General features: G+C 68.7%; 9 protein-coding genes. 5 read left to right on the top strand and 4 right to left on the bottom strand.

The window, feature by feature from the left end:
- Positions 1–3: 3 nt before the first annotated feature.
- Entirely contained in the window at positions 4–1,047 is a 1,044-nt protein-coding gene (locus ABD220_RS14360; protein WP_344123671.1) for an LCP family protein, read from the bottom strand.
- 115 nt (positions 1,048–1,162) lie between these two features.
- Here ABD220_RS14360 and ABD220_RS14355 point away from each other — a divergent pair, with 115 nt between their 5' ends.
- On the top strand, positions 1,163–1,369 hold the full coding sequence (locus ABD220_RS14355) for a hypothetical protein (RefSeq protein ID WP_344123669.1): 207 nt from the start codon (positions 1,163–1,165) through the stop codon (positions 1,367–1,369).
- On the opposite strand, the gene ABD220_RS14350 is transcribed toward ABD220_RS14355, so the two are convergent.
- The 3 genes from ABD220_RS14350 to rhaI form a co-directional block, all read right to left on the bottom strand.
- Positions 1,330–2,802, bottom strand: a complete 1,473-nt coding sequence (locus ABD220_RS14350; protein WP_344123667.1) for a rhamnulokinase — start codon at positions 2,800–2,802, stop codon at positions 1,330–1,332. The genes ABD220_RS14355 and ABD220_RS14350 overlap by 40 nt on opposite strands.
- Positions 2,803–2,807: 5 nt before the next feature.
- Positions 2,808–4,874, bottom strand: coding sequence for a bifunctional aldolase/short-chain dehydrogenase (locus ABD220_RS14345; protein WP_344123665.1), 2,067 nt, complete (start codon positions 4,872–4,874; stop codon positions 2,808–2,810).
- Between the two features lie 75 nt (positions 4,875–4,949).
- Positions 4,950–6,116 (bottom strand): L-rhamnose isomerase, encoded by a 1,167-nt coding sequence (gene rhaI / locus ABD220_RS14340; protein WP_344123664.1) that lies wholly within the window; start codon positions 6,114–6,116, stop codon positions 4,950–4,952.
- Positions 6,117–6,716: 600 nt separating this feature from the next.
- On the opposite strand from rhaI, the gene ABD220_RS14335 reads away from it, so the two are divergent.
- The 4 genes from ABD220_RS14335 to ABD220_RS14320 all read left to right on the top strand — a co-directional run bounded on the left by ABD220_RS14335 (position 6,717) and on the right by ABD220_RS14320 (position 12,640).
- Positions 6,717–7,664: a carbohydrate ABC transporter permease gene (locus tag ABD220_RS14335; RefSeq protein WP_344123663.1), complete on the top strand. Its 948-nt coding sequence runs from the start codon at positions 6,717–6,719 to the stop codon at positions 7,662–7,664.
- A complete protein-coding gene (locus ABD220_RS14330) occupies positions 7,661–8,482 on the top strand; it encodes a carbohydrate ABC transporter permease (RefSeq protein WP_344123661.1) in 822 nt (273 codons plus the stop codon). The genes ABD220_RS14335 and ABD220_RS14330 overlap by 4 nt, the downstream gene beginning before the upstream one ends.
- A 56-nt stretch (positions 8,483–8,538) precedes the next feature.
- Entirely contained in the window at positions 8,539–9,798 is a 1,260-nt protein-coding gene (locus tag ABD220_RS14325) for an ABC transporter substrate-binding protein (protein WP_344123660.1), read from the top strand.
- A gap of 226 nt (positions 9,799–10,024) precedes the next feature.
- Positions 10,025–12,640 carry a family 78 glycoside hydrolase catalytic domain gene (locus ABD220_RS14320; protein ID WP_344123658.1) on the top strand — a complete coding sequence of 872 codons (2,616 nt, stop codon included), beginning with the start codon at positions 10,025–10,027 and terminating at the stop codon, positions 12,638–12,640.
- The last annotated feature ends 149 nt before the right edge of the window (positions 12,641–12,789 follow it).

The raw sequence follows: 12,789 nt of genomic DNA, 5'->3' as shown, positions 1-12,789 counted from the left end.
GCCTCAGAAGTCCGCTGCGGGCGCCCATCCTCCGGACGGCGGTGCGGGACGGTCCAGGGCGGGCACGTCCGCCGACAGGGCCTGGAAGATCTCCTCCGCCTCCGCCGCGGGGACCACCCTGTTGAGGTCGTGGACGTCCGGCTCCCACGGCATGGTCTCGATGCTGATGTTCTCCTGGGGAACGCGGGCGAGACCCGCCCCCAGCCTCGCCATGGTGCCGACCCGGGCCAGGTCCGTGTCGGTGCGCACCGACGAGGTCACGGCGTCCAGGAACGCATGGGCCCGCCGGGGGTGCGTGAGCAGCTTCCGGTCCCTGACGCGGTCCACGACCGTGTGCATCACCGTCTGCTGGTTGCCCATGCGCGCGATGTCGCTGCCGTCCCCGATGCTGTAGCGCGTCCGGGACCAGGCCAGCGCCTGGTCCCCGTCCAGGACCTGCTCACCGGCCGGGAGGTCGAGCTCCGCCTTCGGGTCGAAGAGCGACTCCGGCAGGTCCACCGGGAGCCCGTCCAGGGAGTCGACGATGCGGGCGAAGCCCTCGAAGCGCAGCTCGAGGAAGTGGTCCAGGGACACACCGCTCAACGACTCCACCGCCGTGACGAGGCATCCGGCCCCTGCACCCAGCGCACCGTTGATCATGCCGTAGTAGCCGGAGTACACGTCGTCGAGGTCCTCGGCGCAGGCGGGGAGGTCCAGCACGGTGTCACGAGGGATCTGGATCGCATCGATCCGGGAGCGGTCCTCGCTGAGGTGGACCAGGACCATGGAGTCGGCCCGGTCCCCCATCAGCGGATCGTCGTCCCGGGCGTCCGAGCCGACCACCAGCACATTGACCCCGCGCCCGGCCGCTGTGCTCGCGGGTGCCGCCGTCTCCTCCCGCGTCAGCTCGACCGTGTCGATGTCGGCGGCCAGCCGCGCGAAGCGCACCGCGGTGGCCGACACCGTGGCCGCCACGAGCAGGGCGAGCACGACGCCCAGCGTCACGGCCAGCCGGCACCATCGGGGCAGCGTCCGGAACGACGGCAGCGCATGAGGGGAGGTCGGCATGCAGGTCCTCGATCGTTCGGGCTTCTTCCGGGACGCCGCGGCACTCCGGACGTCAGCCTCGAACTGTAGGAGGCCGCACTGAGTGCCGCCTGGACAGGGCCGTGGCCCAGGACCGGTGCACCGGCCGGAACCGCCGGCCGGCGGTTCCGGCAGGCCGGGCCTGGCGCTGCCGGCCGCCCTCGCGGCGCCGGCGGCGCTCGCCGGCGCCTTCACCCGGAGCGCCCTCATGGTCCGCCCCCTGGCGCGGCACACCACCGCGGCGCAGGATCCGGCCGGGTCCGGCTACGGCCGGCGGGCGGGGCTGAGCACCCGCGGGACGTAGCGGACGGGTTCGGCGGTCCTGGCCACGATGTCCCGCAGGGCCTCCAGGGAACCGGGGACGACCCCGGCGGCCCGCAGCTGGACCAGGACGTTGCCGATCGCGGTGGCCTCGACCGGTCCGGCGTGGACGGGGCGGCCGGTGCGGTCGGCGGTGAGCTGGCACAGCAGGGCGTTCTGCGATCCGCCGCCCACGACGTGCACGGTGCGGATGGGCCGCCCGGAGAGCCGCTCGGCCTGCTCGATGGTGGTGGCGTAGGCCGCGGCCAGGGACTCCAGGATGGAGCGCACCACCTCGGCGCGGGTGCGCGGGGGCTCGAGGTCGTGCTCGCGGCACCAGGCGGTGATGCGGGCGGGCATGTCCCCGGGAGCGGTGAAGCGGTCGTCGGTGGCGTCGAAGACCGGCACCGGGCGGGTGACCGCGGCGGCCTCGGCGAGCAGGGCCGCGAGGTCGCTGCTGCGCTGGGCGTCGGTGGCCCCGGGCCCGTCCCAGGTGCGCATGGACTCGGTGAGCAGCCACAGCCCCGAGACGTTCTTCAGGTACCGCACCCGACCGTCCACGCCGCCCTCGTTGGTGAAGTTCGCCGCCCGGCTCTCCTCGGTGAGCACCGGGGCCTCCAGCTCGATGCCGACCAGGGACCAGGTCCCGGAGGAGATGAAGGCCGCGTCCTCGGCGGTGCTCGGCACCGCGGCCACCGCCGAGGCGGTGTCGTGGGAGCCCACGGCGGTGACCGGCAGCCCGGGGCCGGCGCCCAGGTCGGCCGCCACCGCCGGCAGCAGCGACCCGATGGTGGTGCCGGGGGCGACGACGGGGGCGAGCAGCTCCCGGGCGAGTCCCAGCTCCGCCAGCAGCCCGGTGTCCCACTGCCGGGTGCGGGCGTCGAGCAGGCCGGTGGTGGAGGCGTTGGTGGCCTCGGTCACCTCCTGCCCGGTGAGCCAGTAGGCGATGAGGTCCGGGATCAGCAGCGCCCGGTCGGCCAGGTCGAGCGTGCCCGCGACCCGGTCGGCGGCCAGCTGGAAGACGGTGTTGAACGGCAGGTGCTGCAGGCCGTTGCGGGCGTAGAGCTCCTCGGGGCCGACCTGCCCGTGCACGGCGGCCACCCCGGCGGCGGTGCGCTCGTCCCGGTAGTGGTAGGGCACCCCGAGCATCCGGCCGTCCCGCAGCAAGGCGTAGTCCACCGCCCAGGAGTCGACCCCGACGGAGACGACGTCCTCGTCCCCCCGCAAGGCCTGGGCCAGCCCGGCGGTCAGGGACCGGTGGAGCTCGGTGATGTTCCAGTGCAGCCCGGCCCGGTGCCCCTCGTGCAGGCGCACGGGCTGGTTGGGGAAGCGGGCGACGGGGCGCATCCGGAGCCGCCCGTCCGCGAGGCCCCCGAGGATCACCCGCCCGCTGGTGGCTCCGAGGTCGACGGCGGCGACCGCCGCGGTGGTGCGCACCGGGCTCACCGGAGGAAGGCGGCGGCCACGCCGGCGTCGACGGGCACGTGCAGCCCGGTGGTGTGGGAGAAGTCGGCGGTGCACAGGGCGAACACCGCGTTGGCGACGTTCTCGGGCAGCACCTCCCGCTTGAGCAGGGTGCGCTGGGCGTAGTACGCCCCCAGCTCCTCCTCCGGCACGCCGTAGACCGCGGCGCGCTTGGCGCCCCAGCCGCCGGCGAAGATCCCGGAGCCGCGCACCACGCCGTCGGGGTTGATGCCGTTGACCTTGATGCCGTGCTCGCCCAGTTCGGCGGCCAGCAGCCGGACCTGGTGGGCCTGGTCGGCCTTGGTGGCGGAGTAGGCGATGTTGTTGGGGCCGGCGAAGATCGAGTTCTTCGAGGAGATGTAGACGATGTCCCCGCCCAGCTCCTGGGCGATCAGCACCCGGGCGGCGTTCTTGGACACCAGGAAGGAGCCCTTCGCCATGACGTCGTGCTGCAGGTCCCAGTCGGCCTCGGTGGTCTCCAGCAGCGGCTTGGACAGGGACAGCCCGGCGTTGTTGACCACCAGGTCCAGCCCGCCGAAGGCCAGGACGGACTCAGCGATCGCCGCCTGCACGGCGGCCTCGTCGGAGACGTCGACGGCGACCCCGACGGCCACGTCCGGGCCGCCGAGCTCCGCGGCCGCGGCCCGGGCCTTCTCGGGGTCGAGGTCGGCGATCACCACGCAGGCGCCCTCGGCGGCCAGGCGGGTGGCGATGGCCTTGCCGATCCCGGAGGCCGCACCGGTCACCAGGGCGATCCGGGTGGCCAGCGGCTTCGGCTGCGGCATGCGGGCCAGCTTGGCCTCCTCCAGGGCCCAGTACTCGATGCGGAACTTCTCGGCCTCGTCGATCGGGGCGTAGCGGGAGATCCCCTCGGCCCCGCGCATGACGTTGATGGCGTTGAGGTAGAACTCCCCGGCGACGCGGGCGGTCTGCTTGTCCTTGCCGAAGGAGAACATCCCGACCCCGGGGACCAGCACGATCGCCGGGTCCGCCCCGCGGATGGCCGGCGAGTCGGCCGTGGCGTGGCGGTCGTAGTAGGCCTGGTAGTCGGCGCGGTAGGCTTCATGCAGCTCCTTCAGCCGCGCGATCGAGTCCTCGACCGGGGCGCCGGCGGGCAGGTCCAGGACCAGGGGCTTGACCTTGGTGCGCAGGAAGTGGTCCGGGCAGGAGGTGCCGAGTGCGGCCAGGCGCGGGTGCTCGGCGGCGGCCAGGAACTCCAGCACCCGGGCGTCGTCGGTGAAGTGGCCCACCTGCGCCCGGTCCGAGGAGGCCAGCCCGCGGATCACCGGGGCCAGGGCCGCGGCCTTGGCCCGGCGCTGCGCCTCCGGCAGGGCCCCGCAGCCGGGCAGGGCGGGGCCGAAGGGCTCGTCCGAAGAGTGCTGGTCGATGTAGGCCTCGGCGGTGCGAATGATCCACAGCGAGTTCTGTTCGGCCTCCTCGCTGGTGTCGCCCCAGGCGGTGATCCCGTGGCCGCCCAGGATGCAGCCGACGGCCTCCGGGTTGGCCTCCTTGACCGCCGCGATGTCCAGGCCCAGCTGGAAGCCGGGGCGGCGCCAGGGCACCCACACGGCCTTCCCACCGAAGATCTCGCCGGTGAGCCGCTCGCCGTCGGCGGCGGTGGCCACCGCGATCCCGGAGTCCGGGTGCAGGTGGTCCACGTGGGCGGCGTCGACCAGCCCGTGCATGGCCGTGTCGATCGACGGCGCGGCCCCGCCCCTGCCGTGCAGGCAGTAGTCGAAGGCCGCGACCATCTCGTCCTCGTGCTCGACCCCGCGGTAGACGCCGGTCAGCGCACGGACCCGGTCCAGGCGCAGCGTGGCCAGACCATTCTCGGTCAGGGTGCCGAGGTCCCCGCCGGAGCCCTTGACCCACAGCAGTTCGATGTTCTCACCGGTCACCGGGTCCGTGGCGGTGCCCTGGGCGGAGGTGTTCCCGCCGGCGTAGTTGGTGTTCTTCGGGTCCGCGCCGAGCCGGTTGGAGCGGGCGATCAGGTCCGCCACGGTGTCCTGGGCGGTCTGCTGGGCTGCGGTGTGCTGGGCGTTCATGACAGGGTGCTCCTCGTCGGAGAGATCAGGTTCGGGGAGATCTGGTGAGGTCGGTCGGGGAGGACGCGGTCGGGCTCAGGAGGCCCAGGAGGCCTGGGTGCCGCCGATCCGCTCGGCGGCCAGGCGCTGCTGGTGGCCAGAGGCGGCGTAGGCGGCCATCGGCTCCGCCGGCAGGCCCCGGGACTCCCGCCAGGCGGCCAGGGCGGGGCGGACGTCGGTGTAGAAGGCGTCCATCAGCACCTGGTGGGCGCCGAGCACGTCCCCGGCCTCCTGCGCGGCGGTCAGGGCCGCGCGGTCCAGCAGCAGGGCGCGGGCGGTCATCTCCTGGACGTTGAGCACCGAGCGGATCTGACCGGGGATCTTCTCCTCCACGTTGTGGCATTGGTCGAGCATGAAGGCCACACTCGAGGCCGGGTCCAGGGCGCCGCCGCGGACGACCTCGACCATGATGCGGAAGAGCTGGAACGGGTCCGCCGCCCCCACGATGAGGTCGTCGTCGGCGTAGTTGCGGGAATTGAAGTCGAAGGAGCCGAGCTTCCCGAGCCGCAGCAGCTGCATCACGATGAACTCGATGTTGGTGCCCGGAGCGTGGTGGCCGGTGTCCAGGCACACCAGCGCCCGCTCCCCGAGGGCGGTGACCTGGGCGCAGGCCGTGCCCCAGTCCGGGACGTCGGTGTGGTAGAACGCCGGCTCGAAGAACTTGTACTCCAGCACCAACCGCTGCTCGGCCCCGACCTGGGCGTAGATCTCCGCCAGCGACTCCGCCAGCCGGTCCTGGCGCCCGCGCATGTCTTGCTGGCCGGCGTAGTTCGACCCGTCGGCCAGCCAGATCTTCAGGTCCCGCGACCCGGTGGCGGCCATGATCTCCAGGCACCGCAGGTGGTGGTCGACCGCCTTCCGCCGGATCGTGGGGTCCGAGTGGGTCAGGGAGCCGAACTTGTAGTCCTCGTCCTGGAAGGTGTTGGAGTTGATCGTGCCCAGAGCCACGCCCTGGTCACTCGCGTACCGCGCCAGGGCGGCGTAGTCGTCCACCTGGTCCCACGGGATGTGCAGCGCCACCGTCGGGGCCAGCCCGGTGAATCGGTGCACCGTGGCCGCGTCAGCGATCTTCTCCTGGATCGTGCGCGGGGTGCCCGGGGTGGAGAAGACCTTGAACCGGGTCCCGGAGTTGCCGAACGCCCATGAGGGCAGCTCGATGGCCTGGGCGGCCAGCTGAGGCGCGATGTCGTCGAGAACAGGCATGTATTTCACATCTTCCGTGGGAGACGGCTGTGGGAGACGGCTGTGGGATACAACTCTGGTGGCCGACACGATGCCGTCACCAAATATATGAATCGTTTCATAAGTCTATCCAGTGATGCTTATCACGTCAATGGTGAGCCACGGAGGAGGGCCACAGAACAGGACAGGGACGCCCCCAGGTTGGAGTATGACAGCTGGGCGATCTGCCTCGAAGAGAAGCTGATGCAGGGCCGCCGCCCATACCGATCGACGCACCCACCGGGTGTGACGGTTGTTGATGAACGCGTGAACCCAGCGATGGCAGGGTTTATGGTTGTCCACCCAGGGCGAATGACCGGGCAGAGCCACCACCCAGGGCTGTCGCTGCAGCACCTCAACCTGCCGACGACGATGTCGCCCGGAGGGGTCGTGCAGTCCCTCGCGCCACCGGGACACGCATGGTCCGCGCCAGCGCCGGACCCGGACGGCAATGTCATAAAATGTGACCATTGACACTCTGAGGTAGCTGTGGGAACGTTTCAATTTGAAACGACTCAGATCGGAGCATCGACGATGGCACCGCCTATTCCTCAGCAACATCACACGGAGCAGGAACCTGTCGTGCAGGCGGCTGAAGCTCGGATGTCGGCTGCAGCCCACGCCCGGGAGACTGCTCCGCGCCGAACTCGCCGCAAGAACGGGGTGGCCGGTCGAGTACCGTGGTGGTTCCTCGCGCCTGCAACCGCGTTGTATCTCTTCGTGGTGGTGTGGCCGAGTCTCCAGGGCACGGCCTTCGCCTTCACGAACTGGGACGGACTCTCCGCCGACCGCGACTTCGTAGGCCTGGCGCAGTTCCGCCGCATTCTCGCCGACCCTGGCGCATACGGTGCGATTATCAACACCCTGCTCATCGCTGCTGGAGTCGTCATCATCCAGAACCTCATCGGGCTTTTGCTGGCTCTGGGGGTGAATACGAAGATCAAAAGTCGTAACGTCCTCAGGGTGGTCCTCTTCGCCCCGGCGGTGGTGACTCCTGTGGCGACCGCATATCTGTGGCGCTTCATGTACACCCCTGATGGAGCTCTCAATCAGTTGCTCGGCGCGGTCGGCCTGGGATCGCTTCAGCAGAACTGGCTCGGCGACTCGGACATCGCGCTGTGGGCGATCGTCGGTGTTGTCGTCTGGCAGTTCGCCGGCTATTCGATGGTCATCTTTCTTGCAGCCTTGCAGGGTGTGCCCCAGGAGATCCTCGAGGCCTCGCATGTGGATGGGGCCGGGGCGTTTCGTCGCTTCTGGTCGATCATCCGTCCCGAACTGGCCCCGGCCATCACCATCAATCTCATGCTGTCGATCATTGGTGGCCTGAAGCTCTTCGACCAGGTGTGGGTCATGACCGGTGGCGGGCCCGGCACGGCCACCGACACGATGTCCACGATGATCTACAAGAACGCCTTCCAGTTCGGCGACTTCGGCTACGGCATCGCCATGGCACTCGTCCTCACCATTTTCGTCACGGTTCTTTCGGGTGCCCAGTACGGCCTGCTCTCCCGCCAAGGAGGTTCCAAGTGAATCGCTATACCGGCCGCACGCTGGGGATCGAGCTGCTCATGCTCGGGGTCACCGCTCTCTTCTTCGTGCCGCTTTACGTTCTCATCAACCTCTCATTCAAGCGCACCGATGATCAGAGCTCTCCGCTGGCTCCGGTCACAGACATCACGTTCCAGAACTACGTCGACGCCTGGCAGCAGGCCTCCCTCGGTCGGGCCTTGCTGACCAGTGGCTTTGTGACAGTCGTCAGCGTCACACTGATCGTCGTCGTCTCCGCAATGGCCGCCTACTGCCTGGCCCGCGTAGCACGCGGCTGGTCCAGGTGGGCTTTCTACGGGTTCATGGTCGGTCTGCTCCTGCCGTTCCAGTTGGCACTCATTCCGCTCTACACGACTGTTCGGGACCTGGGTTTGCTGGGCTCGCCGTGGTCACTGATCCTCTTCTACGGCGGCTCGCAGATTCCCTTCTCCGTTTTCCTCTACACCGGTTTCATCCGGGTGCTGCCCCCGGAGTACGAGGAGGCCGCCGCGATCGACGGGTGCGGATCCGTCCAGGCCTTCTGGCGCGTCGTCTTTCCGTTGCTGCGCCCGATTACCGGCACGGTCGTTATCCTCAACGTGCTCCAGGTCTGGAACGACTTCCTCACCCCGTTGCTCTACCTCAGCGGCAGTGGCAACCAGACCGTCCCGGTCGCGCTGTTCTCGTTCGTCAGCCAGTACGTGTCCCAGTGGAACCTCGTCTTTGCTGGCCTCGTCATCACCATCACACCCATCCTCGTCATCTACTTCCTGATGCAGAAGACGATCATCCAGGGCTTCGCCGGCGGCCTGAAGGGCTGACCAGCGCTCCGCACCCCCCTGCACCGCGCATCTCTCAACCACAGAAAGCGATCACCATGCGTTCAACACAGATCTTCCCGCCCGTTGCCCTCGCCACCTCTTTCCTCCTCGTCGGCTGCGGTGGCGGTGGCGAGGCCGGCGGTGGGGACGGAGACACGCTGACCCTCGCCGCCACGTCCAACGAGAAGGCGGCTCTCGACGTCGTCGTTCCGGCGTTCGAGGAAGCCAACCCCGACATCAACATCGAATACACGACATCCTCCCTGGACGAGTACCAGACGACGACGCGCACCCAGCTCTCCTCCGGCACCGCCTCCGACATCGTGTTCGTGTGGCCGGGCACCGGCAACCCCATGACCGTGGACACCGTCGGCAGCGGCGGATTCGTCGACGACATATCAGACCACGTCGGGGACCTTCCGGAAGGCGTCGCGCAGGTCATGGAGGTCGACGGAACCGTCTACGGCGCACCCATCTCTTTCTCCGGCATCGGGGCGGTCTACAACACCACCGCCATGGAAGAGACCGGCCTGACCGCGCCGACCACCCGCACCGAACTCCTCGAATTCTGCCAGGCCGCACAGGATGCCGGTAAGACGGCATTCGCGCTGGGCGCGCAGACCAACTGGGTCACCCAGCTGGTCAACTACGCGCTCACCCCCACCCTCGTCTACGGCCCCAATCCCGACTTCGCCCAGGACATGGCCGCCGGCGAAGCGACATTCGCCGACTCCGGGTGGGAAGACGCGATGAACCAGTACCTCGAGATGCAGGACGCCGGGTGCTTCCAGGACAACCCCCTGGGCACCGACTACGAACGCAGCCTGTCGATGGTGGCACAAGGAGAGGCCCTCGGCGTCGTCCAGGTGAACTCCGCCGTTCCCCAGATCCTCGATCAAGCACCTGAGGGCACCGAGCTCAACATGCTGCCCCTGCCCGCCACCGATGACCCCGAAGAGACCCGGATGGCCGGCGCTGCCGGCTCCGCGTACGCCGTCAACGCGTCCTCGGACAACAAAGAGAACGCCCTCAAGTTCATCGACTTCATCCAGAGCCCCGAAGGCATGAACCTGTACGCCGAAACGAACGCCGCCCTGCCCGCCATCCCCAACGACGAGTACGAGACGCACCCAGCTCTCACCGTCCTGCAGGAGCACCAGCAGGAGGGCAAGACCGACCCGTTCATGGACCAGCTCTGGCCCAACGCCCGCGTCCAGCAGGCCCACTTCGCCGCGGTTCAGGAGCTCCTCGGCGGCCAGACCACGGTCGAGGACGCGTTGGCCCAGATGGACTCGGCCTACGCACAGGGCGAGTAGTTCACAAAGGCGTCCCCGGGGTCTCCCGCGCCACGGGTGCCCGGCTGTCGCCGTCGCGTCAGCCGGGCACCGAGCTTCACAACCCATGGTGGGGGCCATGTCTGCCCCTTCGATCGACCGCCATGACCCTTTTTCGGCGTCGTGAGAGGCCAGCGGTACGCGCTGTGCAGTACCCGCCGCCATCCCACCAGCCGATTCCTGACCATCGAATGAAAGTGCTATGAGAGTGAATACTGAAATCGCCGTTCGAGGTGTCCGTTTCGAGAATCACCATTCGACTCCAGGGATCGGGCAGGCCAGTCTCGGCGTTGGCGAGGATCGCCCCCGTCTGTCCTGGTGGATCGATGCACCGGTCGACTGGCAGCAGAAGGCTTATGAGGTCGAGATCAGTGACGCCCTCGACCGCAGCGTTGTGACCGTCCACGGTCCCGTGGAGAGCAACGAGTCCCTTTACGTGCCCTGGCCCGGGGCCTCACTGGAACCACGGCAGGCCGTCGTGGCGCGAGTGCGCGTGCGCGGAAACGATGGGGATCCCTCACCGTGGAGTGACCCTTACCTGCTCGAGCGCGGTCTGACAGCCGCCGATTGGGAGGCCGTGCCCGTTGCCGCCGACCGTCCCGAGGACCCGGAATCCGATCGCCGGCCCTCCATCCTGCGACGTGAGTTCGAGGTCGGCCCCGGCGTGGTGCGCGCCCGGGTGCACGTCACTGCCCACGGGTTGTTCGAGCTGGAGCTCAACGGCAGCCGCATGGGAGAGGATGCCCTGGCGCCGGGGTGGACGGTCTACGGCCAGCGGCTGCGCGTGTTCACCTACGACATCACTCAGGGCCTGCGCACCGGCACCAACGCTGTGGGCGCATGGTTGGGTGATGGCTGGTACCGCGGACGGTTGGGCTTCAACGGCGGCAACCGCAACCTCTACGGATCCGATCTGTCATTGCTGGCGCAGCTGGAGGTGGACTACGCCGACGGTTCACGGCAGATCCTGGCCACGGACGCCCAGTGGCGGTCAGCACCGAGCCCCATTCTGTTCTCGGGCATTTACGACGGCGAGACCTTCGACGCCCGCCAGATTCCGGCTGGATGGTCGGAGCCCGGCTTCGACGACTCCGACTGGGAGGGCGTGAGCACCGGCGAACGGGATCCCGCCACCCTGGTGGCCCCAGACGGGCCTCCCATACGACACATGCTGACCGTCACTCCGATCTCGGTCGACCGCAAGGAGGAGAACCGGGCGATCCTGGACTTCGGGCAGAACGTGGTGGGTCGTCTGGCCTTCCGTGCTCCCGGCGTCCCTGGGGAGACGATCGTGTTCCGCCACGCGGAGGTCCTGCAGGACGGGGAGCTCTGTGTCCGGCCTCTGCGCCTGGCCAAGGCCACCGATCGCTACACCTTTGCCACGGACCAGGTTGAATCCTGGGAACCGCGATTCACGTACCACGGGTTCCGCTACGCAGAAGTGACAGCGCCCCCGGCGGTACTGAACGCTCTGGAGGTGGAGGCGAGGGTCTACCACTCGGCGATGGAGCGCACCGGCTGGTTCGAGTGCTCCGATGCGGGTCTGAACCGTCTGCACGAGAACGTTCTGTGGTCCATGCGCGGCAACTTCGTCGACGTGCCCACTGACTGCCCGCAGCGCGATGAAAGGCTCGGCTGGACCGGGGACATCCAGGTCTTCGCCCCCACCGCGATGACGCTCTTCGACGCCACGGGCATGCTCTCGTCCTGGCTCAAGGACCTGTCCGCCGAACAACTGGATGACGGTACCGTGCCCTGGTACGTACCTGTGGTACCGGGCCGGGAGACGTGGACCCCCATCCGCCCGGGCGCTGCATGGGGTGACGCTGCCGTGCTGACCCCCTGGGATGTCTGGTTCGCCTCGGCTGACCGGGCCGTACTCGAGCGGCAGTGGCCCAGCGCGAAGGCATGGGTGGATCTGCTCGAGCGCCGCGCCGGAGACGACCGTCTGTGGACCGGGGACTTCCAGCTCGGCGATTGGCTGGACCCTTCCGCACCGCCGGAAGACCCAGCCGAGGCCATGACCGACCGCGACCTGGTGGCCAGCGCCTACTTCGCCTGGTCCGCCCGCCATCTGGCCAAGACCGCTCAGGTCCTCGGCCGCACCGAGGACGCCGACCACTACGCAAGACTCGCCGACGAGGTCGCCGCCGCCATCCGCAGCCGATACCTCGACAAAGACGGCCGTCTGGCCCAGGAGTCGCAGACCGGTTACGCGATGCTCATCTGCATGGAACTGGTCAACGGGGACCTGCTCACCATCGCCGGCGATCGGCTACGGGAACTGGTCGAAGCCGCAGGCCATCGGATTGCCACCGGCTTCGTCGGAACCCCGCTGGTCTCCGAAGCCCTCACCCGCACCGGCTCCCTCGACACGGCGTACCGCCAACTGCTCGAACGCGGCTGCCCCTCCTGGCTCTACCCGATCACCCAGGGAGCCACCACCATCTGGGAACGCTGGGACAGCCAGCAGGAGGACGGCACGATCAACCCGGGCCAAATGACCTCCTTCAACCACTACGCCCTCGGCGCGGTCGCCCGATGGATGTACTCCACCATCGCCGGACTCGAGCCCATCGAGCCCGGCTGGCGCCGGACACGGTTCCAGCCCCGCCCCGGCGGAGATCTGACGTGGGCCCGAGCTTCACATCAGTCCCCGTACGGACCCGTGGCCATCGAATGGTCCCTCGACAACGGGCAACTGTCGGTGACAACCACCGTCCCCACCGGCGCTACCGCGGAACTCCTGATGCCCGATGGTTCGCGAGTAGACCTCAACCCGGGTACCACCACGACTGTCAGTTCGCTCGCATTCACTCAGTGACAACCCTTCGAGCTTTCCTCATTGAGCCGCCGTACTCGTGTTCCCCCTCTCGACCAGAGGGACAATCTCGTTCATATTCCATCTTCTCCTTCGGATCGTCCGGCACGTGCCTGCCGGGAAAGAGGCCTCGACCCATGTCTTCCGTGCGC

The organism is Kocuria aegyptia (assembly GCF_039530085.1).
GTDB classification, from domain to species: domain Bacteria; phylum Actinomycetota; class Actinomycetes; order Actinomycetales; family Micrococcaceae; genus Kocuria; species Kocuria aegyptia.
Note: the sequence above shows the minus strand (reverse complement) of the source record. Positions and strands in the feature narration are given on the sequence as shown.

What these genes read in the sequence shown, in the direction of transcription:
- ABD220_RS14360 (WP_344123671.1), bottom strand. Translation starts at nt 1,047, where the DNA reads ATGCCGACCTCCCCTCATGCGCTGCCGTCGTTCCGGACGCTGCCCCGA.
- ABD220_RS14345 (WP_344123665.1), bottom strand. Translation starts at nt 4,874, where the DNA reads ATGAACGCCCAGCACACCGCAGCCCAGCAGACCGCCCAGGACACCGTG.
- rhaI (WP_344123664.1), bottom strand. Translation starts at nt 6,116, where the DNA reads ATGCCTGTTCTCGACGACATCGCGCCTCAGCTGGCCGCCCAGGCCATC.
- ABD220_RS14325 (WP_344123660.1), top strand. Translation starts at nt 8,539, where the DNA reads ATGCGTTCAACACAGATCTTCCCGCCCGTTGCCCTCGCCACCTCTTTC.